The organism is Streptomyces sp. CA-146814 (genome assembly GCF_050942385.1).
Lineage (GTDB): Bacteria > Actinomycetota > Actinomycetes > Streptomycetales > Streptomycetaceae > Streptomyces.
In genome coordinates this window covers 1,638,136-1,662,741 of record NZ_CP192068.1, presented here as the reverse complement: position 1 = coordinate 1,662,741, position 24,606 = coordinate 1,638,136, and the positions used below count along the sequence as shown (strand labels likewise).

At 71.4% G+C, this 24,606-nt stretch carries 21 protein-coding genes; 11 read left to right on the top strand and 10 right to left on the bottom strand.

Going from position 1 to position 24,606, the window contains the following annotated elements; all coding sequences use genetic code 11:
• Positions 1-29: 29 nt before the first annotated feature.
• Together cobT and ACQP09_RS07370 are read right to left on the bottom strand one after the other, a co-directional pair.
• Positions 30-1,142: a nicotinate-nucleotide--dimethylbenzimidazole phosphoribosyltransferase gene (cobT, locus tag ACQP09_RS07375; RefSeq protein WP_433396906.1), complete on the bottom strand. Its 1,113-nt coding sequence runs from the start codon at positions 1,140-1,142 to the stop codon at positions 30-32.
• Positions 1,143-1,258: 116 nt separating this feature from the next.
• A complete protein-coding gene (locus tag ACQP09_RS07370) occupies positions 1,259-2,461 on the bottom strand; it encodes a bifunctional adenosylcobinamide kinase/adenosylcobinamide-phosphate guanylyltransferase (RefSeq protein ID WP_433396904.1) in 1,203 nt (400 codons plus the stop codon).
• A gap of 115 nt (positions 2,462-2,576) precedes the next feature.
• On the opposite strand from ACQP09_RS07370, the gene ACQP09_RS07365 reads away from it, so the two are divergent.
• Positions 2,577-2,786, top strand: a complete 210-nt coding sequence (locus tag ACQP09_RS07365) for a hypothetical protein (RefSeq protein ID WP_006123939.1) — start codon at positions 2,577-2,579, stop codon at positions 2,784-2,786.
• Positions 2,787-2,876: 90 nt separating this feature from the next.
• Here ACQP09_RS07365 and ACQP09_RS07360 read toward each other — a convergent pair whose 3' ends face one another.
• The 3 genes from ACQP09_RS07360 to ACQP09_RS07350 all read right to left on the bottom strand — a co-directional run bounded on the left by ACQP09_RS07360 (position 2,877) and on the right by ACQP09_RS07350 (position 5,444).
• Entirely contained in the window at positions 2,877-3,974 is a 1,098-nt protein-coding gene (locus tag ACQP09_RS07360; RefSeq protein ID WP_433396902.1) for a S1C family serine protease, read from the bottom strand.
• A gap of 70 nt (positions 3,975-4,044) precedes the next feature.
• Positions 4,045-4,749, bottom strand: a complete 705-nt coding sequence (locus tag ACQP09_RS07355) for a class I SAM-dependent methyltransferase (protein WP_433406511.1) — start codon at positions 4,747-4,749, stop codon at positions 4,045-4,047.
• Between the two features lie 95 nt (positions 4,750-4,844).
• The gene (locus ACQP09_RS07350) at positions 4,845-5,444 is read right to left on the bottom strand and encodes a DUF3043 domain-containing protein (protein WP_404070372.1); all 600 of its coding nucleotides are present in this window, start codon (positions 5,442-5,444) and stop codon (positions 4,845-4,847) included.
• 298 nt (positions 5,445-5,742) lie between these two features.
• On the opposite strand from ACQP09_RS07350, the gene ACQP09_RS07345 reads away from it, so the two are divergent.
• The 5 genes from ACQP09_RS07345 to ACQP09_RS07325 all read left to right on the top strand — a co-directional run bounded on the left by ACQP09_RS07345 (position 5,743) and on the right by ACQP09_RS07325 (position 12,366).
• Positions 5,743-6,525 carry a PspA/IM30 family protein gene (locus ACQP09_RS07345; RefSeq protein ID WP_018511919.1) on the top strand — a complete coding sequence of 261 codons (783 nt, stop codon included), beginning with the start codon at positions 5,743-5,745 and terminating at the stop codon, positions 6,523-6,525.
• Positions 6,526-6,538: 13 nt separating this feature from the next.
• Entirely contained in the window at positions 6,539-6,817 is a 279-nt protein-coding gene (gene pspAA / locus ACQP09_RS07340; protein ID WP_018511920.1) for a PspA-associated protein PspAA, read from the top strand.
• Between the two features lie 201 nt (positions 6,818-7,018).
• Positions 7,019-8,296, top strand: coding sequence for a sensor histidine kinase (locus ACQP09_RS07335; protein WP_433396899.1), 1,278 nt, complete (start codon positions 7,019-7,021; stop codon positions 8,294-8,296).
• On the top strand, positions 8,293-9,006 hold the full coding sequence (locus ACQP09_RS07330; RefSeq protein WP_326706252.1) for a response regulator transcription factor: 714 nt from the start codon (positions 8,293-8,295) through the stop codon (positions 9,004-9,006). Before ACQP09_RS07335 ends, ACQP09_RS07330 begins: the two co-directional genes overlap by 4 nt.
• A 201-nt stretch (positions 9,007-9,207) precedes the next feature.
• Positions 9,208-12,366, top strand: a complete 3,159-nt coding sequence (locus ACQP09_RS07325; RefSeq protein WP_433396896.1) for an efflux RND transporter permease subunit — start codon at positions 9,208-9,210, stop codon at positions 12,364-12,366.
• 79 nt (positions 12,367-12,445) lie between these two features.
• Here the strand turns inward: ACQP09_RS07325 and ACQP09_RS07320 are convergent, their stop codons facing one another.
• Positions 12,446-14,794, bottom strand: a complete 2,349-nt coding sequence (locus tag ACQP09_RS07320; protein ID WP_433396895.1) for a tetratricopeptide repeat protein — start codon at positions 14,792-14,794, stop codon at positions 12,446-12,448.
• A 227-nt stretch (positions 14,795-15,021) separates the two neighbouring features.
• Positions 15,022-16,200 (bottom strand): quinolinate synthase NadA, encoded by a 1,179-nt coding sequence (gene nadA / locus ACQP09_RS07315; protein ID WP_030564260.1) that lies wholly within the window; start codon positions 16,198-16,200, stop codon positions 15,022-15,024.
• Between the two features lie 251 nt (positions 16,201-16,451).
• Here nadA and ACQP09_RS07310 point away from each other — a divergent pair, with 251 nt between their 5' ends.
• Complete coding sequence (locus ACQP09_RS07310; RefSeq protein WP_003969624.1) at positions 16,452-16,808, top strand: HesB/IscA family protein; 357 nt, start codon at positions 16,452-16,454, stop codon at positions 16,806-16,808.
• A gap of 76 nt (positions 16,809-16,884) precedes the next feature.
• Here ACQP09_RS07310 and ACQP09_RS07305 read toward each other — a convergent pair whose 3' ends face one another.
• Together ACQP09_RS07305 and ACQP09_RS07300 are read right to left on the bottom strand one after the other, a co-directional pair.
• Positions 16,885-18,318, bottom strand: a complete 1,434-nt coding sequence (locus ACQP09_RS07305; RefSeq protein ID WP_433396892.1) for a hypothetical protein — start codon at positions 18,316-18,318, stop codon at positions 16,885-16,887.
• Between the two features lie 197 nt (positions 18,319-18,515).
• The gene (locus ACQP09_RS07300; RefSeq protein ID WP_404070357.1) at positions 18,516-18,713 is read right to left on the bottom strand and encodes a hypothetical protein; all 198 of its coding nucleotides are present in this window, start codon (positions 18,711-18,713) and stop codon (positions 18,516-18,518) included.
• A 156-nt stretch (positions 18,714-18,869) separates the two neighbouring features.
• Here ACQP09_RS07300 and ACQP09_RS07295 point away from each other — a divergent pair, with 156 nt between their 5' ends.
• Positions 18,870-19,844 (top strand): carbohydrate kinase family protein, encoded by a 975-nt coding sequence (locus ACQP09_RS07295; protein ID WP_433396890.1) that lies wholly within the window; start codon positions 18,870-18,872, stop codon positions 19,842-19,844.
• Between the two features lie 3 nt (positions 19,845-19,847).
• On the opposite strand, the gene ACQP09_RS07290 is transcribed toward ACQP09_RS07295, so the two are convergent.
• Positions 19,848-21,230 (bottom strand): cysteine desulfurase/sulfurtransferase TusA family protein, encoded by a 1,383-nt coding sequence (locus tag ACQP09_RS07290; RefSeq protein WP_433396888.1) that lies wholly within the window; start codon positions 21,228-21,230, stop codon positions 19,848-19,850.
• A 271-nt stretch (positions 21,231-21,501) separates the two neighbouring features.
• On the opposite strand from ACQP09_RS07290, the gene ctaC reads away from it, so the two are divergent.
• The 3 genes from ctaC to ACQP09_RS07275 are packed head-to-tail and all read left to right on the top strand — an operon-like array spanning position 21,502 to position 24,601.
• A complete protein-coding gene (gene ctaC, locus ACQP09_RS07285) occupies positions 21,502-22,473 on the top strand; it encodes an aa3-type cytochrome oxidase subunit II (RefSeq protein ID WP_433396886.1) in 972 nt (323 codons plus the stop codon).
• On the top strand, positions 22,470-24,206 hold the full coding sequence (ctaD, locus tag ACQP09_RS07280; RefSeq protein ID WP_433396884.1) for an aa3-type cytochrome oxidase subunit I: 1,737 nt from the start codon (positions 22,470-22,472) through the stop codon (positions 24,204-24,206). Before ctaC ends, ctaD begins: the two co-directional genes overlap by 4 nt.
• Complete coding sequence (locus ACQP09_RS07275; RefSeq protein ID WP_433396882.1) at positions 24,203-24,601, top strand: cytochrome c oxidase subunit 4; 399 nt, start codon at positions 24,203-24,205, stop codon at positions 24,599-24,601. The genes ctaD and ACQP09_RS07275 overlap by 4 nt, the downstream gene beginning before the upstream one ends.
• Positions 24,602-24,606 lie beyond the last annotated feature (5 nt).

Genomic DNA, 24,606 nt, shown 5'->3' with positions numbered 1-24,606 from the left:
AGGACCTGACCTGCACCGCCCCCGGTCGCTCAGGTCGCGTCGAGAGCCTGTACGTCGTACTCCCCGCTCCCGGAAGGCCCGGCGTCCCCCTCCTCGCCCTTCTCCGGCGTACGCTCCGGCAGCTCGGCGGCGAACGCGGCCGCGGCCTGCACCAGCGGCAGGGCCAGCAGCGCACCCGTACCCTCGCCCACCGTCACCCCGTGGTCCAGCAGCGGCGTCAGCGCCATCCGGTCCAGCGCCTTCGCCTGCGCGGGCTCCCCGCTGACCTGCCCGGCCAGCCACCAGTCCGGCGCCCGGAACGCCGCCCGCTGCGCCACCAGCGCACAGGCCGACGCGACGACCCCGTCCAGGATCACCGGCATCCGCCGCACCGCCGACTGGAGCAGGAACCCCGTCATCGCGGCCAGATCCGCCCCGCCCACCGTGGCCAGCAGCTCCAGCTGGTCACCGAGCACCGGCCGGGCCCGGCGCAACGCGTCCCGGATCGCGGCGCACTTGCGCATCCAAGCGAGATCGTCGATCCCCGCACCACCGCGCCCGGTCACCACCGAGGCGTCGGTGCCGCAGAGCGCGGCGACCAGCGTGGCGGCGGCCGTGGTCCCGCCGACGCTCAGGTCGCCGAGCACCACCAGATCGGTGCCGGAGTCGGCCTCCTCGTCGGCGATCGCCATGCCCAGGCGGACGGCCCGCTCGGCCTCCTCGGCACTCAGCGCGTCCTCGATGTCGATGCGGCCCGACCCGCGCCGCACCCGGTGCCGGACGACGGACTCGGGCAGCAGCTCCGGGTCGCAGTCGATGCCGGCGTCCACGATCCGCAGCGGTACGGAGAACCGCCGGGCCAGCACCGCCACCGGGCTCGCGCCGTCCAGGGCCGCCCGCACCAGCTCATGCGTGGTGCCCGCCGCCCGCCCGGAGACGCCCAGCTCCGCCACCCCGTGGTCACCGGCGAAGAGCACCACGCGCGGCTGCGACACGGCCTTGACCGGTACGGACTGCTGCGCGGCGCTCAGCCACTCGCCGAGCTCGTCGAGCCGGCCCAGGGCGCCCGGCGGGACGATCAGCCGCTCCCGCCGTTCCTCGGCGTCGCGCCGCACGCCCCCGTCGGGGCGTTCGATCAGGTCGGAGAAGTCGTCCAGGTTCACGGAGGTCTGCCTCGCGGGTCGTCACGTCGGTTTCCGGTCCGGGTACCCGGCGGGCCCCTGCCGGGAACAGTACCGGTCGGCCTGGAGGAGCCGATGCCCCGCGTACTGACGCCCCCTCACCCCCGCAACACCACCGCCTGCCCCGCCACCACCAGCAGCACCTCCTCGCACTCCGCCGCCACCGCCGCGTTCAGCCGTCCCAGCTCGTCCCGGAACCGCCGTCCCGCCGCAGTCGCCGGCACCACCCCCGCACCCACCTCGTTCGTCACCAGCACCACCTGACGCCGGGCCCCGCGCACCGCGGCCACCAGCTCCGCCACCCGTGCCCGCAGCGCCTCCTGGCCGCCCTCCCGCCACCGCGCGTCCTCCCAGGCGTCCACCCGGTCCATCGCGTCCGTCAGCCACAGCGACAGGCAGTCCACCAGCAGCGGCGGCCCCTTCGCTCCGAGCAGCTCCGCCACCTCGCACGTCTCCTCGGTCCGCCACGCGCCCGGCCTGCGCTCCCGGTGCAGCGCCACCCGCGCCGCCCACTCCGGGTCCCCTTCGCGCCGCCCGCCGGTCGCCACGTACACCACCTCCGGGAACGTCTCCAGACGCCGCTCCGCCTCCAGCGACTTCCCCGACCGCGCGCCGCCCGTCACCAGCACCCGGCGCGGCACGTCCGGCACCACCGGATACTCACCCACCACCAGCGTCGTCCCGTCCGGCACCGCCCGCGCCCCGGCCGCCGCCAGCAGCCGGTCCAGGGCCGGGCCCGGCGGCGCGTCGTGGTCCAGGTGGACCGCGACCACCTCGGTGGCCGGGCCGACCGCGCCGGCCGACCGCAGCCGCGCCACCGCGTCGGGCCGCCCGACGACATCGCAGAGGACCAGGTCGTACGGGTGCTCGGCCCGCCCGTCGAGACCGGCGGGCGCGGCCCCCGGCGGCAGGTACAGCAGCCGCTCGCCGTCCGGTGAGCCCACCTCGTAACCCGTCCCCGGCGCGTCCATCGGCACCGCCCGCACCCGGTGCCCGCTGATCAGCGTCAGCACCTGGCCGTCCGGCACCCGTCCGGCAGGCGGCAGCGAGGGCGGCAGTTCGACGGCGGGCCCGTCGTGCGGATGGGTCAGCAGCACCTGGCGCACCGCGCCCAGCGAGCGCCCCGCGCGGGCGGCCGCGAACACGGCCCCCGGGGTCAGGTCCAGCAGCAGTGCGTCGTCGACCAGCAGCGCGGTCGCGGCACGCGCCCACGGGCCACGGGCACGCGCACAGGCCGCACAGGGGCAGGAGGGGCGCGGCAGCCCGTCGGGGGCTCCGGTGCCGAGCAGAGTCAGTTCCACACCTTGATCCTCCCGTGTCCCCACGCCAGGTGCGCGCCCGGCTAGGCTTCGGGAACCGACCCAGGAGCGGCGACGGGCCCAGGAGTCGGTCGGCAACGTGACCCAGGAGGCGCACATGGCGTGGACGTGGCGGTTCGAGAAGTCCGACGGTACGGAGACGGAGCCGGCGCTGCAGCCGGAGGAGTTCACCACCCAGGGCGACGCGGAGTCCTGGATCGGTGAGTACTGGAAAGAGCTCCTGGAGGGCGGCGCCGCTCAGGTGACGCTCTTCGAGGACTCGACCAAGATCTACGGCCCGATGAGTCTGCAGGCCGACGGCGCCTGAGAACCACAGCCGGAGGGCCGTAGGAGCGGCCGGAGGGCCACAGGAGAGGGCGGTACGGGAGATCCCGTACCGCCCTCTCCCCTGCGGGTCTCAGATCTCCCCGAGCGTGACCTCCGCCGTCCTGCTGTCGTCGTCCCGCGTGTACGTCACGGTCACCTTCTCGCCCGGCTTGTCGCCCGCCAGGGCCTCGGAGAGCGAGGTGATGGTGGTGACGGCCGTGCCGCCGATCTTCGTGACGATGTCCCCGGCCCGCAGCCCCGCCTCGTCCGCAGCCCCGCCCCGCTCCACGCTCACCAGCGCCACTCCGGCCGGCCGGTAGGAGTCGTCGACGACCGTACGGCCGGTGATCTCCAGCGCCGCCCGGCCCGAATCGGTGACCCGGCCGTCCTTGACGATCTGGTCCGCGACCGTCCGCACCATCGAGACGGGGATCGCGAAGCCGATGCCCGGTGCCGCGCTGTCGCCCATCTGCGGGTCGGTCGCCGCGAGGGTCGGGATGCCGATCACCTCACTGTCCAGGTTGACCAGCGCCCCGCCGCTGTTGCCCGGGTTGATCGCGGCGGAGGTCTGCACCATGTCGGCGATCGTCGCGCCCGTCCCGCCGCCCGCCCGGCTCTCGCTCACCGTCCGGCCGAGCGCCGAGACGATGCCCTGGGTGACGCTGCTGGAGAGGCCGAGCGGCGAGCCCATCGCCATCACGATCTGCCCCACCTCGACCTTCTCCGCGTCACCGAACTTCGCGGGCTTCAGGCCGTCGGGGACCTCGTCCAGCTTGATGACCGCCAGGTCCTGCTCCGGATAGGAGGAGACCAGCGAGGCGTTCAGCACCGCCTCGCCGGTGGCGGCGGTGACCTTGAACTTCTTCTCGTCACCGATCACATGGGCGTTGGTGACGATATGGCCCTTGCCGTCGTAGACGATCCCGGAACCGAGACTGTCCGACGCGTCGATCTGGACGACCGACGGCAGGACGTCGTTGATGACGTCCTGGTAGGCGCTCTCCAGGTCGTTGGTGGCGCGGGCCGCCGAGCCCTGGGCCGTACCGGAAGGGCTGGCCTGCGGGGCGGGAGCGGCTGCCGGGGACCCGCCGGAACAGCCGGCCGTCGCCGCCAGGGCGATCGCACAGACACCTGCGGACAGGGACAGCGGCAGACGGCGTGCGGAGCGGCGGGAGGAGGATGCGTCCATATCCGGAGTCTGGTGGACCCACCCTTTCGGGTGCCTGTGCTGATGGGCCGAACGAGGCCCGTACGGTTTCCTAGCCGCGCACTCCGCACAGATGCAGCAGCGCCGCGACACCCCGGTACGGGTCGGTCCGCCCGGCCCGGTCCTCCAGGGTCAGCACCCGCTCCAGCTCTCCGGCCGGCAGCTCGGTCCCGTCGGCCACGTTGTCCGTGAAGACCCGCACGCCGTACCAGGCGTGCAGCGGCGCGGCGATCCCGGCCAGGGTGGCCCGCAGCGCGTCGAGCCGGTCGGCCCGCACGGTGAGGCCGAGGTCGTTCGTGTACGTCGCCGAGTCGAAGGCCGCCAGCGCCGCACCGAAGTCGCCGGTGAGGCCGGGGCGCATCGCGAGCGCGTCCGCGTTCCGCACGAGCAGCGAGAGCAGGCCGCCCGGCGCCAGCATCCGGGCCAGCCCGGCCAGCATCGGGTCGGGCTCCTCGACGTACATCAGGACGCCGTGGCAGAGCACCAGGTCGAAGCTGCCCGGCAGGAAGTGCACACCGGTCTCCCGGCCGTCCCCCTCAATCAGCCGGACCCGCTCCCGGATCCCCTCCGGTTCGCCCCCCAGCTCCTCGCGGGCCGCCCGCAGCAGCTCGGCGTCGGCCTCCAGACCGGTCACCGAGTGACCGGCCCGCGCGAGCCGCAGCGCCTGGACGCCCCGGCCCATGCCGACGTCCAGCACGCGCAGCCGCTGTCCGACCGGGAACCGCCCGGCTATCTGCTCGTCCAGCTGCCGGGCCACGAGCTCCTGGCGGACGGTGTCCCGTACGCCCACGGCTCCACGCACACCGTCGGGGCTCACCGGACGGACCCCGGTGGAGCCGGAGGTTTCCGTGCTCAGGGCCGCTCTCCGCGCTTGACCTGCGGCTTCGGGAGCCGCAGACGACGCATCTGGAGCGTGCGCATCAGGCCGTAGGCGACGGCACCGCGCTTGGGCGTGTCCGGGAAGCGCTCCCGCAGCTGCTTCTTCAGCCGGATCGACAGACCGATCGAGTCGATCACGATCAGGATGATCACGGCCATCCAGAGCATCAGCGAGATGGTCTGGATGTTCTGCACCTGGATCACGCTGAGGATCAGGATGACCACGGCGAGCGGCAGGAAGTACTCCGCGATGCAGAAGCGCGAGTCCACGAAGTCGCGGACGAAGCGCCGCACCGGGCCCTTGTCGCGGACCGGGAGGTACCGCTCGTCGCCCGAGGCGAGCGCCTCACGCTGCCGGGCCAGGTCGGCCCGGCGCGCTTCGCGCTGGCGCTTCACGGCCGACTTGCGGTCGGCCGGAGCGCTGGACGCGGCACGCCGGCGCTGCGTCTGGGCCTCGCTGCGCTTGGGGGTGGGGCGACCCTTGGGAGCCTGCGGGTCGCGGGGCTGCTGGGAGAGATCCGCCGTCACCTTGTCGGTGGGGGTCTTCTCTGTCTTGGCACGGCTACGGAACACAAAACCCAAGGGTACGGGGTCGGCACACGGGTTCGCGGACCAGGGCGGGAACGATCCGGCAACGGACGGCGTCCCTGTAGGCACCCGACCCGGGCAGAACAGGCCTTAACCACCGGTTTCCCTGACCGTCACCTACACCCTGGGCGGGAGCGTCGGCGGGGCGCAGTCGTCCTTGGGGAGGAGCACATCGGGACTCGAACAGTGCGGTAATAGAGACAGGGCCCGTACTGTGGGTTCTATCGGGAGTGCTGGAGCTCAGTCCGTCAGAAGGGGGCGCGCGAAGCCCATGAGCGGTGTCATGAAGCGTATGGGGATGCTTTTCCGCGCGAAGGCAAACAAGGCCCTTGACCGGGCCGAGGATCCGCGCGAGACCCTGGATTACTCGTACCAGAAGCAGCTGGAGCTGCTTCAGAAGGTGCGTCGCGGCGTCGCCGACGTCGCGACGTCCCGCAAGCGGCTGGAGTTGCAGCTGAACCAGCTGCAGGGCCAGTCGTCCAAGCTGGAGGATCAGGGCCGCAAGGCGCTGGCGCTCGGCCGCGAGGACCTGGCGCGTGAGGCGCTGTCCCGGCGTGCCGCCCTCCAGCAGCAGGTCACCGACCTGGAGACGCAGCACACGACGCTGCAGGGCGAGGAGGAGAAGCTCACCCTCGCGGCCCAGCGGCTGCAGGCCAAGGTCGACGCCTTCCGCACCAAGAAGGAGACCATCAAGGCGACCTACACGGCGGCCCAGGCGCAGACCCGGATCGGCGAGGCCTTCTCCGGCATCTCCGAGGAGATGGGCGACGTCGGCCTGGCGATCCAGCGGGCCGAGGACAAGACGCAGCAGCTCCAGGCGCGGGCCGGCGCCATCGACGAGCTGCTCGCCTCCGGTGCCCTGGACGACCCGACCGGCACGGCGAAGGACGACATCGCCGCCGAGCTGGACCGGATCTCCGGCGGCTCGGACGTGGAGCTGGAGCTCCAGCGCATGAAGGCCGAGCTGGCCGGCGGCTCCTCGTCCTCGCAGCAGGCGATCGAGGGCGGCGCGCAGGACGGCACACAGCAGTCGCAGCAGTCCCCGCACAAGTTCGACAAGCAGTAGTGAGGGCGGCGTCATGATCGTACGGATCATGGGGGAAGGCCAGGTCAAGCTGGCCGACAGTCACTTCGTCGAACTCAACGAGCTCGACGACGTCCTGCTCAAGGAGATGGACAGCGGGGACGGTCCCGGCTTCCGCACCACGCTCCACGCACTCCTCGACAAGGTGCGCGAGCTCGGCACGCCGCTGCCCGACGACTCCCTGGAGCCGTCGGAGCTGATCCTGCCGGCGCCCGACGCGACCCTCGAAGAGGTGCGCGCCATGCTCAGCGACGACGGGCTCATCCCGAACTAGTCCATCCCGAACCAGCTCATCTCGAACTGGCTCATCCCCCACCAGACGCACCTGCTCCACCAGCACTCGTGGTCACGCCTGTGCCCCGCGCCCGGTCCGCCGACGCGGGGTACAGGCGTGACCGCTCCCGTACGGTTCCGTGGCCGTACCGGCACACCGCGGAGACGGATCCGTACGCGACACGCCGTACCGTTGCTGGACGTGACCACCCTTCCCTCCGGGTTCGCGCGCGCCCGCCGCTGGCTCCGGGACCACCCGCTCGCGTTCGACGCGGCCCTGGCGTTCTGCGTCCTGATCGCGATGATCTGCGGTTCGTTCGCGGACCCGGGCAAGGGCCACGGGCCGACGTTCGGGACCCGCACGCCCGAGGCCTTCAGCGTGCTGCTGATGGTGCTCGCCGCCTCGGCGCTCGTCCTGCGCCGACGGCACCCCATGCCGGTCCTGGCGGTGACCGGTGGCTTCGCTGCCATCGAGTACATCTTCATCGACCCGCCGGCCCCGGTCGTGATGAGCACCGTCATCGCGCTCTACACCGTCGCCTCGCGCACCGACCGCCCGACCACCTGGCGGGTCGGCCTGCTGACCATGGGGATCCTGACGGTGGCCGCGATGGTCTTCGGCTCGACGCCCTGGTACAGCCAGGAGAACCTCGGCGTCTTCGCCTGGACCGGGATGGCGTCGGCCGCCGGGGACGCCGTACGCAGCAGGCGCGCCTTCGTCGACGCGATCCGGGAGCGCGCGGAGCGGGCCGAGCGCACCCGGGAGGAGGAGGCCCGGCGCCGGGTCGCCGAGGAGCGGCTGCGGATCGCCCGGGACCTCCACGACGTCGTCGCCCACCACATCGCGCTGGTCAACGTGCAGGCCGGGGTCGCCGCCCACGTCATGGACAAGCGCCCGGACCAGGCCAAGGAGGCGCTCGCCCACGTCCGGGACGCCAGCCGCTCCGCGCTCAACGAGCTACGCGTCACCGTCGGCCTGCTCCGCCAGTCCGGCGACCCCGAGGCCCCCACCGAACCGGCCCCCGGCCTCGCGGTCCTGGACGAGCTGGTGGCCACCTTCCGCAACGCGGGCCTCCCGGTCGAGGTGGTCGGCGCCGACCGCGCCCCGCGCCTGCCCGCCGCCGTCGACCTGGCCGCGTACCGGGTCATCCAGGAGGCCCTGACCAACGTACGCAAACACGCGGGCGCGGACGCCAGGGCCGAGGTCAGCGTCGTACGGGTCGGAACGACCGCCGAGATCACGGTGCTGGACAACGGCCGGGGGAGCGCGGCGCGGGGCCCGGGTGCCGAGAGCGCTCCGGACGGCGGCGGCCACGGCCTCCTAGGCATGCGCGAACGCGTCACCGCCCTCGGCGGCGCCCTCACGGCGGGACCTCGCTACGGGGGCGGCTTCCGGGTCCATGCGATCCTGCCCATCGAGGCCCGCACGGGTGAACCGGAACCGCCCGGCCCGGCGGTCACGACGGGGGAGCGCCGATGACGCAGCCTGCACCAACGACCGAGGCACCCATCAAGGTGCTGCTCGCCGACGACCAGGCACTGCTGCGCAGCGCGTTCCGGGTGCTGGTGGACTCCGAACCCGACATGGAGGTCGTCGGCGAGGCGGCGGACGGCGCCCAGGCGGTCGAGCTGGCCCGGGAGACCGGCGCCGACGTGGTGCTGATGGACATCCGGATGCCGGGCACGGACGGGCTCGCCGCCACCCGCATGATCAGCGCCGACCCGGCGCTGGCGGCGGTACGGGTGGTCATGCTCACCACGTTCGAGGTCGACGAGTACGTGGTCCAGGCCCTGCGCGCCGGAGCCTCCGGCTTCCTCGGCAAGGGCGCGGAGCCGGAGGAGCTGCTCAACGCGATCCGGATCGCCAACGCGGGCGAGGCGCTGCTCTCGCCGGCGGCGACCAAGGGGCTCATCGCCACCTTCCTTGCGCAGGGCGGGAGTTCGGGGGAGGGGCCGGACAGCGCGGAGTACGCGGAGAGGCTGGCCGCGCTCACCGTGCGCGAGCGGGAGGTGCTCGTCCTGGTGGCGGGCGGCCACTCCAACGACCGGATCGCCGAGCGGCTGGCGGTCAGCCCGCTCACCGTCAAGACCCATGTGAACCGGGCGATGGCGAAGGTGGCGGCCCGGGACCGGGCCCAGCTGGTGGTCATCGCGTACGAATCGGGCCTGGTACGACCCCGGGTGGAGTGACGGGCGGCCGGAGGACGCGGAGGGTGGAGAGACGGCGTACTCCACCTGCGGTATGCGCGGCATAAGAAGGCAGCCCGGGGACCGACGTCCGGGCGGTCCGGGTCGGAGATCGTATAGGCGGGCGGGCTTGTCCCCGTAGCGCCCCGATTTCCCCCTCCTCCCGCCCCTCCGTCCCGCACGCCACAGAAGAGAGACCCACCCATGTCCTGGCTGTCCAGATTCAGCCTCGCGCAGCGGGCCCTGATCGGGCTGATCTCGATCGTCGCGCTCGTCTTCGGCGCGATCGCGATACCGCAGCTCAAACAGCAGCTGCTGCCCACCATCGAACTCCCGATGGTCTCGGTCCTGGCTCCTTACCAGGGTGCGTCTCCCGATGTGGTGGAGAAGCAGGTCGTCGAGCCGCTGGAGAACTCGCTCAAGGCCGTCGACGGCGTCGAGTCCATCACCTCCACCGCCAGCGAGGGCAACGCCCTCATCATGGCCACCTTCGACTTCGGCGACGAGGGCACCAAGCAGCTCGTCGCGGACATCCAGCAGGCGGTGAACCGGGCCCGCGCCCAGCTGCCGCCGACCGTCGACCCGCAGGTCATCGCCGGCTCCACGGACGACATCCCGACCGTGGTCCTCGCCGTCACCTCCGACAAGGACCAGCAGGCGCTCGCCGACCAGCTGGACCGCACGGTCGTCCCGGCCCTCCAGGACATCGACGGCGTCGGCCAGGTCACGGTGGACGGCGTCCAGGAGCTCCAGGTCTCCGTCGTCCCCGACGACAGGAAGCTCGCCGCGGCCGGCCTGAACGCCGGCGCGCTCGCGCAGGCGCTCCAGGCGGGCGGCGCCACGCTGCCGGCCGGCTCCTTCTCCGAGGCCGGCAAGAACCGCACCATCCAGGTCGGCGGCGGCTACACCTCGCTGCAGCAGATCGAGGACCTCCGGATCGCCCCCCAGCCTCGGCCCGGCGCCACGGAGCAGGGCCCGGCCGAACCGGTCCGGCTCGGCGACGTCGCCGAGGTGAAGCAGGAGCCGTCCACCGCGGTCTCCATCACCCGGACGAACGGCAGGCCGAGCCTCGCCGTGATGGCCACGATGGACAAGGACGGCAGCGCCGTCGCCATCTCCGACGCCGTCAAGGAGAAGCTCCCCGACCTCCGTAAGGACCTCGGAGCGGGCGCCGAGCTGACCGTCGTCTCCGACCAGGGCCCGGCCGTCTCCAAGTCGATCTCCGGCCTCACCACCGAGGGCGCGCTCGGCCTGGTCTTCGCGGTCCTGGTGATCCTGGTCTTCCTCGCCTCGATCCGCTCGACCCTGGTCACCGCGGTCTCGATCCCGCTCTCGGTCGTCCTCGCGCTGATCGTGCTGTGGACCCGCGACCTGTCGCTCAACATGCTGACGCTCGGTGCGCTGACCATCGCGATCGGCCGGGTCGTCGACGACTCGATCGTGGTGCTGGAGAACATCAAGCGCCACCTCGGCTACGGCGAGGAGCGCGAGACCGCGATCATCACAGCGGTCAAGGAGGTGGCCGGAGCGGTCACCTCCGCGACGCTCACCACCGTCGCCGTGTTCCTGCCGATCGGTCTGGTCGGCGGCATGGTCGGCCAGCTCTTCGGCTCGTTCTCGCTGACCGTCACCGCCGCGCTCCTGGCCTCGCTGCTGGTCTCGCTCACGGTGGTCCCGGTCCTCTCGTACTGGTTCCTCCGCGCCCCCAAGGGCACCCCCGAGGACGCGGCGGAGGCCCGCCGCCTGGCCGAGGAGAAGGAGGCGGCGAGCAAGCTCCAGCGCCTGTACGTCCCGGTCCTGCGCTTCGCGACCCGCCGCCGGATCACCAGCCTGGTCATCGCCGCGGCGGTACTGCTGGCCACCTTCGGCATGCTCCCCCTCCTCAAGACCAACTTCTTCGACGCGGGCGAGCAGGAAGTCCTCACCGTCAAGCAGGAGCTGGAACCCGGCACCAGCCTCCAGGCCGCCGACGAGGCGGCGCGCAAGGTCGAGAAGGTCCTCTCCGAGGACAAGGGCGTCAAGGACTACCAGGTCACCGTCGGCTCCTCCGGCTTCATGGCGGCCTTCGGCGGCGGTACGGGCTCCAACCAGGCGTCCTACCAGGTCACGCTGAAGGACGCGGCGGACGGCGCGGACGCCCAGGACCGCATCTCCGAGGCCCTCGGCAAGCTCGACTCCATCGGGGACACCACCATCGCCGCGGGCGACGGCTTCGGCTCCCAGGACCTGAGCGTCGTGGTCAAGGCGTCCGACGGCGACGTCCTGAAGAAGGCGGCCGAGGCGGTACGGACCGAGGTCGCCACCATCAAGGACGTCACCGACGTCCAGAGCGACCTCGCCCAGAGCGTCCCGCGCATCGCGGTCACCCCGAACGACAAGGCGGCAGCCGCCGGATTCGACGCGACCACCCTCGGCGGGATCGTCGCCGGAGCCGTACGCGGCACCCCGGCCGGCTCCGCGATGCTGGACGACACCGAGCGCGACATCGTCATCAAGTCGGCGCGCCCGGCGGCCACCATGGCCCAGCTCAAGGCCCTCCCGCTCGGCCCGGTGAAGCTCGGCGACATCGCCACGGTCGAACTGGTCCCCGGCCCGGTCTCGATGACCCGCATCGACGGCCAGCGCTCGGCGACGATCACCGCCAAGCCGGTCGGCGACAACACCGGCGCGGTCAGCACCACCCTCGCCACGAAGATCGACGCACTGGACCTCCCCGAGGGCGCCACCGCCACCATCGGCGGCGTCACCGAGGACCAGAACGAGGCGTTCGCGCAGCTCGGCCTCGCCATGCTGGCGGCCATCGCGATCGTCTTCATGCTGCTGGTGGCCACGTTCCGCTCGCTCATCCAGCCGCTGATCCTGCTGGTCTCGGTCCCGTTCGCGGCGACCGGCGCCATCGGCCTCCTGCTCATCACGGGCACCCCGCTGGGTGTCCCCGCGATGATCGGCATGCTGATGCTCATCGGCATCGTGGTCACCAACGCGATCGTGCTGATCGACCTGATCAACCAGTACCGCGCCCGCGGCCTCGGCATCGTCGAAGCCGTCATCGAGGGCGGCCGCCACCGCTTCCGCCCGATCCTGATGACGGCCCTGGCCACGATCTTCGCCCTGCTCCCGATGGCGCTCGGCGTCACCGGCGAGGGCGGCTTCATCTCGCAGCCGCTGGGCGTCGTGGTGATCGGCGGCCTGATCAGCTCCACGGTCCTCACCCTGGTGCTGGTCCCGACGCTGTACGCGCTGGTCGAGCTCCGCAAGGAACGCCGAGCGAAGAAGAAGGCCGCCAAGCGCGCGGCCAAGGCCGGTGTCCCGGAACAGGCGGAGCCGGAGCAAGCGAAGGAGGCCGAGCCCGCGAAGGCCTGACGACGAGAAGGGGCCTGTCCCACGCGGGTGCGTGGGGCAGGCCCCTTCGGGTTCCTCGCCTGAGGGAAGTAGGCGGGTGTCAGGCGTCCCCGCCCAGGGCCTGGATGATCCGGCGCAGCGTCTCACCGTTCCGTTCCGGGTGGCGGGCGCCTACGGCGATGGTCTCCTTCAGCAGGCGGATACGGGTCTCCTCGTCGGACTTGTGCCGGAGCGCGGCCAGGTCGCCGGGGTCGAAGCCCTCGCTCTCGCCGGAGAGGACCAGGGCCACCTGGGCGTGGGTGAGGGAGGAGAGGCGGTCGCCGAAGACCTGGCCCTCGATGCCTCCGCCGTGCATCAGCGAAGTGCCGTCACCGGCCTCCAGCGACCGGTCCACGTACGCCTGGAGGGCCTCGCGGTCCGCCACCAGGCGGTACGCCGCGTCCAGGCCCTCCGCGCGGCCGATGTCGAGCATGGCGACGTGGGCCAGCGGGGTGTCCTGCGGCGGCGCCACGGTCAGCAGGCGCGGGTGCTCCTCGAGGTAGGCCCGGGACTCCGTCCAGTCCGCGCACTCCAGCCACTCCGCCAGCTGCTCGTTCAGGATCAGCGGATCGTAGGCGGCGGTCACCCCGTGGACGAGTACGGCGTCGCGGAGCGCGGCGTGCCGTTGCGCGCCGCGCGGGTCCAGGACCGCCAGCTCGTCCAGGGCCGTCGCCGCCTCCTCGCCGCCGAGGATGTCGGCGTTCTCGGACCAGAAGTCCCGCGACCGGGGCCAGTTGGGCGCGAACATCCACGCGCTGACCAGGTCCAGGGTCTCCGGCCGCAGCGTCAGCCAGTCCGGTACGGGCGTGAACGTCTCCTCCTCCCACGCCGTGCGCACCGCCGCCGTGTCGCCGTACGCGCGCAGCGCCTGCCGGGCCCGCACGGTCACGGTGTCCGCGCTCACGCCACCCTCCGCCTCGCGGTCCAGCCACGCCACCAGCTCGGTCATCCCGTTCCCGGGCCACGGCTCGGGGCAGCGCAGCAGGAAGATGTCCCGCTCCACGCCCAGGCGCCGGGCGGTCGGCGGGTCGGTCTCCTCGAACTCCTTGACGGTCTCCTCGAACTCGTGGATCGCCGCCAGATGCTCACCGGTCCGTGCGAGCGCCCGGGTCAGGTCGTCCAGCGCCGCGACCAGAGCGGTGACCGAGGCGGCGGAGGCGCCCGGGTGCTCCAGCGCCAGCGACCGGTGGAGCGCCACCGCCTCCCAGAACGCCTCCACCGCCCCCTCTGCGTCACCGGCCGGCTCCACATACGTACCGAGCAGCTGAAGGGCGCCGGCCAGCTCGGCCAGGAAGGAGTCCCCCAGCTCCCGCAGCAGGTCGACGGCCTCCCGTACCGGCGGCAGCGCACCCACCGGGTCCCCGGTGGCGGCCAGGCACCGGCCCAGCGTGAGCAGGGCGGCGGCGAGGCCGGGACGGAAGGCGTCGGGGTCCTGTGCGGCCGGTTCGCGGTGCAGGGCCACGGCCTCCTCGGCCGCCCGCAGGCCCGCCGCCGGGTCACCGGCCTTGCTCAGGTGACCGGCGAGGCCGTCGAGCGCGGTGGCCAGCTCCGGGCGGAAGGCGTCCGGCCGCTGATCGGCGAGTTCGCCGAGGACGCCGCACGCCTCCTGGGCCGCCTCGACCGCCCCGGACACGTCGCTGACGGCCGCCCGGTGGCCGCCCAGCGCGTGCAGGGCGGTGGCCAGCCGGGGCCGGAACGCCTCCGGGTCCTCCGCGGCGAGGCTCCGGAGATGGCCGACCGCCTCCTCGGCCCGGGGCACGGCCTCCACCGGCTCCCCGGCGGCCGCCAGATGCCGGGCGTAGTTCAGCAGGTACGCCACGAGCGCCGGTACGGACGCGTCCGGCTGCTCCTCCTCCACCAGCTCCCGCTGGAGCCGTACGGCCTGCTTCGCGAACGGCACGGGCGTGATCCGGTCCCCGCTGTCGGCGATCCGGTCGCCCAAGGCGTCCATGGCCTCGGCCAGCTCCGCCTGGTAGCGGTCCGGGCGCTTCATGCCGAGCTCGGCGTACAGCGTCGCGGCCTCCTTCGCCGGGGGCAGGGCGGCGGCGTGGTCCCCGGTGGCGGCGATCCGGTTCGACAGCTGGTGCAGGGCCCCGGCCAGCGTGGGTACGAAGCCGTCCTCGGGGTTCTCGCTGAGCGACCGGTAGATCTCGACCGCCTCCCGGGCCGGAGCCACCGCCCCTTCCCGGTCACCGGCCTCGGCCCGGAGCGCGGAGAGGGCACCCAGGGCGGCCGCCAGCCCGGGCCGACCGGCGGCGGGGTCATGCTCGGCCGCGCCACGCCGACTCCGTACCTCCTCCTCGGCCTGAGCGAGGCTGCCGGGCTCCACGCCGTCCCGGCCTACCGCGACCCCCACGCCCGCCCCACGTGCCTCGTCGCCCGCACCCGTTCCACGGTCCTCGTAACTCATGCCCGCCCCACCGTCCTCGCCGTTCCGTCACCATCCGGTCAGTGCCGCGCGCGCCAAGGCCCGCTGCGGTGAGTAGCAGCGTAATTACGAGGAGGAGGGGTCGGGGGGTGTATGGAGCAGATTCAGCCTCCCCGCGAACGCGCGAAAAGCCCCGCTCGGCAGCGAAAAGCCCGGGTATGCCGCACCTGCGGCATACCCGGGCTTTCCTGGCGGACGAGGCCCCGCCGCTACGGCAGCGCCAGCATCCGCTCCAGCGCGAGCTTCGCGTACTTCTCCGTCTCCGGGTCGACCTCGATCCGGTTCACCAGCTTGCCGTCGGCCAGCGACTCCAGGGTCCAGACCAGGTGCGGCAGGTCGATGCGGTTCATCGTCGAGCAGAAGCAGACCGTCTTGTCGAGGAAGACGATCTCCTTGTCCTCCGAGGCGAAACGGTTCGCCAGGCGGCGGACCAGGTTCAGCTCCGTACCGATGGCCCACTTCGAACCGCGCGGAGCCGCCTCCAGGGCCTTGATGATGTACTCCGTCGAGCCGACGTAGTCCGCGGCCGCCACGACCTCGTGCTTGCACTCCGGGTGCACCAGCACGTTGACCCCGGGCATCCGGGCCCGGACGTCCTCGACCGACTCGACCGAGAAGCGGCCGTGGACCGAGCAGTGGCCGCGCCACAGGATCATCTTGGCGTTCCGCAGCTGCTCGGCGGTGAGGCCGCCGTTCGGCTTGTGCGGGTTGTAGAGGACGCAGTCGTCCAGGCTCATCCCCATGTCCCGTACCGCCGTGTTGCGGCCCAGGTGCTGGTCGGGGAGGAAGAGGATCTTCTCGCCCTGCTCGAAGGCCCACTCCAGGGCCCGCTTCGCGTTGGACGAGGTGCAGATCGTGCCGCCGTGCTTGCCGGTGAAGGCCTTGATGTCGGCGGAGGAGTTCATGTACGAGACGGGCACCACCTGGTCGGCGACCCCGGCCTCCGTCAGGACGTCCCAGCACTCGGCGACCTGCTCGGCGGTGGCCATGTCGGCCATCGAGCAGCCCGCCGCCAGGTCCGGCAGCACGACCGCCTGGGCGTCCGTCGTCAGGATGTCCGCGGACTCGGCCATGAAGTGGACACCGCAGAAGACGATGTACTCCGCCTCCGGGCGCGCGGCCGCGTCCCGGGCGAGCTTGAACGAGTCGCCGGTGACGTCCGCGAACTGGATGACCTCGTCGCGCTGGTAGTGGTGGCCGAGGACGAAGACCCGGTCACCGAGCTTCTCCTTCGCCGCGCGGGCGCGGGCGACCAGGTCCGGGTCGGAGGGGGAGGGGAGGTCGCCGGGGCACTCGACGCCCCGCTCGCTCCTCGGGTCGGCCTCGCGGCCGAGCAGCAGCAGCGCGAGGGGTGTCGGCTGTACGTCCAGGGGCTGGGCCGTGGTCACGTCACGCACTCTTTCTTCTCTGCGTTCTGCTCTGCGCTTCTGCGAACGCGCCTTTTCGTCTATTTGACGTTATCTATCATAGCTCCTTCGTGTCACTTTGACGATGCCGATAGCGTCGATGTGACGCATCCCCCGGGCGACCGGGTGTGCGAGCATGAAAAGGAACAGACAAGCGCTTGGCCCGGAATGAATCCGCGGCTCTGGCGGTTGAACCGTCGGCAAGCAGTCCGTACAACCCGGGAGAGAAGCAGATGTCCGTATCGGACGAGACCACCACCGTGAGCGACGGCATCCTCCTGTCCGACGCCGCCGCAGCCAAGGTCAAGGGCCTGCTGGAGCAGGAAGGCCGCGAGGACCTGGCGCTGCGCGTCGCCGTCCAGCCCGGCGGCTGCTCCGGCCTGCGCTACCAGCTCTTCTTCGACGAGCGTTCGCTCGACGGTGATGTCGTCAAGGACTTCGACGGCGTCAAGGTCGTCACCGACCGGATGAGCGCCCCGTACCTGGGCGGCGCCTCCATCGACTTCGTCGACACCATCGAGAAGCAGGGCTTCACGATCGACAACCCGAACGCCACCGGCTCCTGCGCCTGCGGCGACTCGTTCAGCTAACCGCTGCGAGAACGCGTACGTACGAGGGCGGCCCCGGGAGTGATTCCCGGGGCCGCCCTCGTACGTCACCGCACACTCAGCTGCGCGGCACCGTCGCCCCGCTCTCCGCGTCGATCACCGTCCGGTCGCCCAGCGGCTTCTCCAGCGTCACCGTCTGCTTGAGCTCCTTGGCGATCATGATGCAGGCGCCGCCCTTCTGCGGCTTCTCCGTGATGGTGATCCGCACCTGCCCCGGGCTCTCCTCGGCGCTCGCCGAGTACGTGGAGCAGACGCTGCCCCAGAACGTCACCTCGACCGTCCGGCCGTCGGCCGCGTACGAGGTCGCCTTCCGGTCGCCCGAAGGCGTCGGCCCGGCCGGCTTCTCGACGAACTCCGGCGCCACCGCGATCTGCGTCACCGTGCTCTCCGGCCCGCCCGGCGCCTGCCGGACGTGGAACAGCCACGACGGTACGAGGGTCTGCCGGCCGTCCACGTAGCTCAGCGCCAGACCGAACTCCGCGTGCTCGACCGTCTGCGTCACCGGCGCCCGCTTGCCGTTCGACGGCACGCACTGCGGGTCCGAGGGCTTCGGCTCACCCTCCAGCGGTACGGGAGTGGCGCACCCGCCGATGTCCCCGCTCGCGTCCCCCTTGGCCTTGCCCGCCTCGTTGAGCTGCTTCAGCGCGTCCTCGGCGCCGACCACGGGATACGTGTCGCCCTTCTCCAGCGCCTTCAGCTGCCCGCTGCCTCCGGCCACCTTGCCGTCCGGCCCGATCTGCACCCCGGTCGACCAGCCGTACGTCGGCAGCCCGTCCACCTTCGGATCGGCGTTCACCACGCGTACGTCGCCCATGAGCTGGCCCGCGTTCAGCGCCGCGTCGTCCTGGCCGACGGCCTTGAGCACCGGCACCGCGGCGGCCTTCGCCGCCTTCTCGCTCACCGGCTGCCCGTCGGCCTCCGGCGGGCTCTGGTTCGCGCACATCCGGCCCGGGTCGCAGGGCTTCGCCGCTGTGGTGCGGGCGAACGTCCAGGTGCCCGGGGCCTGCTTGGTGACCTTCAGCAGCGCACCGGGCCCGTCCTCGTCACCGACCACCCAGGACGCGTCCACGGTCCGCGGGGTCCCCGGAATGCCGAGCGCCTCCGCCAGCCGGGCCACCTCCGCCGAGGCGACCGTCCCCGTGGCGCGGTGCACCGCCGCCTCGTCCGGCCCGTCGGGCAGCTGGCCCGCCGCCCGGTAGACCACCGGCGGACCGCCCGGGTCCGGCTCACCGGGTGCGATGCCCGGCGGCGGGCCGCTCGGGTCGCCGGGCGTGGCCGGGGCCGCCTCGGCGGCGTCCAGCGCCAGCACCGGGGCCTTGTCGCGGGAGGCGGAGCCGCTGTCCGCCGCGCTGCCGTCACCGGAGGCGGTGGCGGCCCAGTAGGCCCCGCCGCCTCCGGCCAGCAGCACCGCCGCTGCCACCGAGGCCACCGCGAGCGGCGGACGCCGCCGCCGGGGGCCGGTCACGTCGTTGTCGGGTCGCTCGGTGCTCACCGGATCGCTCCTTCGACTGCGTTGCCGTCGCGTTCACTACCGCGTGCCCCCGGACGGGGACACCGATGGGACGGAGCGGAAGAGGATGCGGTTCCCGTACGACGGCGAACCGGGCGCGGAGCCCGTACGGTTCCGGCCGAAGAACGCGCCGAACTGCGCCGAAGTGCGTCTGAGCGCGTCGAAGTGCGTCGACGTGCTCAGTCCCCGTACTCGGACATCGCGTCGATCAGCCGCGCCGAGGCGGGCGGCACCGTCACTCCGTGGATCAGGGACGGCTTCACCGGCGTGGTCACGGCCTTCTTGGGTGCGGCCCAGTGCGGAGCCATGCGCGCGCAGTCCCCGCGCAGCTCGGCCAGGCTCACTTCGGACTCTCGCGATGCGGTGTGGTTCGACATATCCGCACCGTAACCACGGTCACGCTCAGGTAGAAAGACCTACTATCGGGTAGTTTTCCCTTTTCCCGCCCGGAGGAGTCACCCGGTAGCGTGAACTGTCACGCCGTCCCGGAGGGCGCACCTCGGCCCTTCGCCTTCCGCAGGAGAAGCCTCCCCGTGCGTATCGCAGTCACCGGCTCCATCGCCACCGATCACCTCATGACCTTCCCCGGCCGCTTCGCCGACCAGCTGGTCGCGGATCAGCTGCACACGGTCTCCCTCTCCTTCCTGGTCGACAACCTCGATGTGCGCCGGGGCGGTGTCGCCGCCAACATCTGCTTCGGCATGGGCCTGCTCGGCACCAAGCCGATCCTCGTGGGCGCCGCGGGCTCCGACTTCGACGAGTACCGCGCCTGGCTCGACCGGCACGGCGTGGAGACCGGCTCGGTCCGGATCTCCGAGGTCCTGCACACCGCCCGCTTCGTCTGCACCACCGACGCCGACCACAACCAGATCGGCTCCTTCTACACGGGCGCGATGAGCGAGGCCCGCCTGATCGAGCTGAAGAGCGTCGCGGACCGGGTCGGCGGCCTCGACCTGGTCTCGATCGGCGCGGACGACCCGGAGGCGATGCTCCGCCACACGGAGGAGTGCCGCTCCCGGAACATCCCGTTCGCCGCCGACTTCTCGCAGCAGATCGCGCGGATGAACGGCGAGGAGATCCGCATCCTGCTGGACGGCGCCACGTACCTCTTCGCCAACGAGTACGAGAAGGGGCTCATCGAGTCCAAGACCGGCTGGAGCGACGAGGAGATCCTCTCCAAGGTCGGCCACCGCGTCACCACGCTCGGCTCGCGCGGGGTCCGGATCGAGAAGGCCGGCGAGCCGGTCATCGAGGTCGGCTGCCCCGAGGAGGACACCAAGGCCGACCCGACCGGCGTCGGCGACGCCTTCCGCGCCGGCTTCCTCTCCGGTCTCGCCTGGGGTGTCAGCCTGGAGCGCGCGGCCCAGGTCGGCTGCATGCTCGCCACGCTGGTCATCGAGACGGTCGGCACCCAGGAGTACACCCTGCGCCGCACCGCCTTCATGGACCGCTTCACCAAGGCGTACGGCCACGAGGCCGCCGCCGAGGTCCAGCAGCACCTGGCCTAGTCCTCAGGAGAGCCGGCGGACCACATAGGCCGAGCCCCGGTCCGCCGGCTCCTCACCCACGTACTCCTGCTCCCGCATCTCGCACCAGGCCGGGATGTCCAGCCGCGCCGCCTCGTCGTCGGCGAGGACCGTCACCGTGGCGCCCACCGGTACCTCTCCGATCACCTTTGCGAGCTCGATCACCGGGATCGGGCAGCGTCGGCCGAGCGCGTCGACCACCAGGGACCGGGCCGGTGCGGGGGAGGGGGGAGCCGACACGGGCGCGCCGAGCCGCTCCCGTACCTCCGCGACCACCCCGGGCACCACCTCCAGGAAACGGTCCACATCCGCCTCCGCCGTGCCCGTCGGCAGCGACACCCGGACGTTCCCTTCCGACAGCACGCCCATCGCCTTGAGCACATGGCTCGGCTCCAGCGTGCTGCTCGTGCAGGACGAACCGGATGATACGGAGAAACCGTGCCGGTCCAGTTCGTGCAGCAGGGTCTCTCCATCGACATAGAGACAGGAGAAGGTGACCAGATGCGGCAGCCGTCGCTCCGGATCGCCGACCACCTCCACATCGCCGACCCGCTCGGCCACCACCGCCCGGATCCGGTCGACCAGCCCGCGCAGCCGCACCGCCTCGGCCGCCGCCTCCTCCCGTACCGCGCGCAGCGAGGCCGCCGCCGCCACGATCGCCGGCAGGTTCTCGAACCCCGGCGCCCGGCCCGACTCCCGCTCACCGGCCGGACCTTGCGGCGCGAACCGGACCCCCTTCCGTACCGCCAGCAGCCCCACCCCGGCCGGCCCGCCCCACTTGTGCGCGCTCCCCGTCAGCACCGACCAGCCACCCGCCACCGGCCCCCACCCCAGCGACTGCGCGGCGTCCACCAGCAGCGGCACCCCGGCCTCGGCGCAGAGCGCGGCCACCTCGGCCACCGGCTGCTCGGTCCCCACCTCATGGTTGGCCGACTGGAGGCAGGCCAGCGCGGTGTCGGGCCGGAGCGCTCCGGCGTACGCCACCGGGTCCACCGCCCCCGACCGCGCCACCGGCACCTCGGTGAACGAGCCGCCCGCCGCCTCGTGCGCCGCCGCCGCATGGAGTACGGAGGAGTGCTCGACGGCCGAGAGGGCCAGATGGCGGCCGACACGCCGACGGCCCGAAAGAGCGCCGGCAATTCCCGCGTGCACGGCGGTGGTCCCCGAAGAGGTGAAGACCAGTTCGTCCGGACGGCAGCCGACCGCGTCCGCCGCGGCCTCCCGGGCGGCGTCCAGCAGCAGCCGGGCGCGCCGGCCCTCGCGGTAGAGCCGGGCGGGATCGGCCCAGCCCTCGTCCAGCGCGGCAAGCAGCGCCTGGCGTGCGACGGGGTGCAGAGGGGCGGCGGAGGCGGCGTCGAAGTAGGGCACACCGTCACGCTAGCCCGCACCGCCTCCCACCCCGGCGCCCACCTGCCCGGCCGCCCGTCCTAGAGGGCGTCAGATGACGGCCGGAGGCCCGGATTCCACCCCTTCGGGGAGTCGGGCGGCGCGTTGGGCACCCTCCCCGCGCGACCCCAAATAGCGTCCAGTAGGGTTTGGTCCGCATAAACATCCAAACCCCTGCCCGCGACAGGGACGGCGACCGACCAGCGAGACGGGCGCGCCGACCGTGCGGGCGAGACTCTCGGGAAGGCGCTACGTGAGTCCCAACGGCTCCGACCGCTCGTCGCGGCGCCCGATGCGGCGGAAGCTGCCGCAGGTGCTGACTGCGGGCCTGGTCCTGGCGACGGCCTCCGGTTGTTCATACAACTGGGAGGATTTTCCCCGCCTCGGTATGCCCACCCCGGTAACGGAAGAGGCCCCTCGGATCCTCTCCCTCTGGCAAGGCTCGTGGGCGGCAGCGCTCGTCACGGGTGTCCTTGTCTGGGGGCTGATCCTCTGGAGCGTCTTCTTCCACCGGCGTAGCCGGACCAAGGTGGAGGTACCTCCGCAGACCAGGTACAACATGCCCATCGAGGCGTTGTACACCGTGGTACCGCTCATCATCGTCTCGGTGCTCTTCTACTTCACCGCGCGTGATGAGTCGAAGCTTCTTGAGCTCTCCGACAAGCCGGCCCACACCATCAACGTGGTCGGCTACCAGTGGAGCTGGGGCTTCAACTACATCGAGAAGGTGGAAGGCCAGTCCGCCCCGGCGGGCAACGAGATCCCCAAGGAGCTCGACGCCATCCCCAAGAAGTTCCAGGACGACTTCCCCGCGGACGCCACCGGCGTCTACGACGCGGGCATCCCCGGAACGCGCAACCCCCAGAACGGCAACCCGGGTCCGACCCTGTGGCTGCCGAAGGGGGAGAAGGTCCGCTTCGTCCTCACTTCGCGTGACGTCATCCACTCCTTCTGGGTGGTGCCGTTCCTCATGAAGCAGGACGTCATCCCGGGCCACACCAACGTCTTCGAGGTCACTCCCAACCGGGAGGGCACCTTCATGGGCAAGTGCGCCGAACTCTGTGGCGTCGACCACTCCCGGATGCTCTTCAACGTCAAGGTTGTCTCCCCGGAGCGGTACCAGCAGCACCTCAAGGAGCTGGCTGAGAAGGGTCAGACGGGCTACATGCCGGCAGGTATCGAGCAGACCGACCCGGCCAGGGATTCGGAGAAGAAGCAACTGTGAGCATCCTCAACGAACCTCAGGGTGCGGCACCGGCAGACGACTCGTACGAGGACGAGCTGCCCGTCCGCCGCAAGGAGCCGGGAAACGTCGTCATCAAGTGGCTGACCACCACTGACCACAAGACGATCGGCTCGCTCTACCTGGTCACGTCGTTCGCCTTCTTCATCATCGGCGGACTCATGGCGCTCTTCATGCGCGCCGAGCTCGCTCGTCCCGGCACGCAGATCATGTCGAACGAGCAGTTCAACCAGGCGTTCACGATGCACGGCACGATCATGCTGCTGATGTTCGCGACGCCGCTGTTCGCCGGATTCGCCAACTGGATCATGCCGCTGCAGATCGGCGCGCCCGACGTGGCGTTCCCGCGGCTGAACATGTTCGCGTACTGGCTGTACCTCTTCGGCTCGCTCATCGCGGTGGCCGGCTTCCTCACGCCGCAGGGCGCCGCCGACTTCGGCTGGTTCGCCTACGCGCCGCTGAACGACGCCGTCCGCTCGCCGGGCATCGGCGCCGACATGTGGATCATGGGTCTGGCCTTCTCCGGCTTCGGCACGATCCTCGGCTCGGTCAACTTCATCACCACGATCATCTGCATGCGCGCCCCCGGCATGACGATGTTCCGCATGCCGATCTTCACCTGGAACGTCCTGCTGACCGGTGTCCTGGTCCTGCTCGCCTTCCCGGTTCTCGCCGCCGCGCTCTTCGCGCTGGAGGCGGATCGTAAATTCGGTGCGCATATCTTCGACTCCGCCAATGGCGGCGCGTTGCTGTGGCAACACCTCTTCTGGTTCTTCGGACACCCAGAGGTGTACATCATCGCCCTGCCGTTCTTCGGAATCATTTCCGAGGTCATTCCGGTATTCAGCCGCAAGCCGATGTTCGGCTACATCGGCCTGATCGCCGCGACGATCGCCATCGCCGGTCTTTCGGTGACGGTGTGGGCGCACCACATGTATGTGACGGGCGGCGTGCTGTTGCCGTTCTTCTCCTTCATGACGTTCCTCATCGCGGTGCCGACCGGTGTGAAGTTCTTCAACTGGATCGGCACGATGTGGAAGGGGTCGTTGTCCTTCGAGACACCGATGCTCTGGGCCGTCGGCTTCCTCATCACCTTCACCTTCGGTGGTCTGACCGGCGTCATCCTGGCCTCGCCGCCCATGGACTTCCACGTCTCCGACTCGTACTTCGTCGTCGCGCACTTCCACTACGTCATCTTCGGCACCGTGGTCTTCGCGATGTTCTCCGGATTCCACTTCTGGTGGCCGAAGTTCACCGGCAAGATGCTGGACGAGCGGCTCGGGAAGATCACCTTCTGGACGCTGTTCGTGGGCTTCCACGGCACGTTCCTGGTGCAGCACTGGCTCGGTGCCGAGGGAATGCCGCGTCGCTACGCGGACTACCTCGCCGCCGACGGCTTCACCGCGCTGAACACGATCTCCACGATCGCGTCCTTCGTGCTCGGCCTGTCGATGCTGCCGTTCTTCTACAACGTCTGGAAGACCGCCAAGTACGGCAAGAAGATCGAGGTCGACGACCCGTGGGGCTACGGCCGTTCGCTGGAGTGGGCGACCTCCTGCCCGCCGCCGCGGCACAACTTCCTCACCCTGCCGCGGATCCGTTCCGAATCCCCGGCGTTCGACCTGCACCACCCGGAGATCGCGGCGCTCGAACAGCTTGAGCACCACTCCGAGTCGGACAAGGCCATCGTCGGCGGCAAGGAGGCAGGCAAGTGAAGATCCAGGGACATCTGTTCCTCTGGCTGAGCGCCTTCATCCTCATCATGGCCGGCGTGTACGGCTGGTGGTCGAAGGAGCCGGTCGGCACCACGGCCCTCTTCCTGGCCTTCGGGCTCTCGGTCATGATCGGCTTCTACCTGGCCTTCACGGCCAACCGGGTCGACGCCATGGCCCAGGACAACAAGGAAGCGGACGTCGCCGACGAGGCGGGCGAGCTGGGGTTCTTCTCCCCGCACAGTTGGCAGCCGCTCGCCCTGGCCGTCGGTGGCGCCTTCGCCTTCATGGGCGTCGTCTTCGGCTGGTGGCTGATGTACTTCTCGGCTCCGCTGCTCCTGATCGGCCTCTTCGGCTGGGTCTTCGAGTACTACCGGGGCGAGAACCGCACCCAGTGACACCC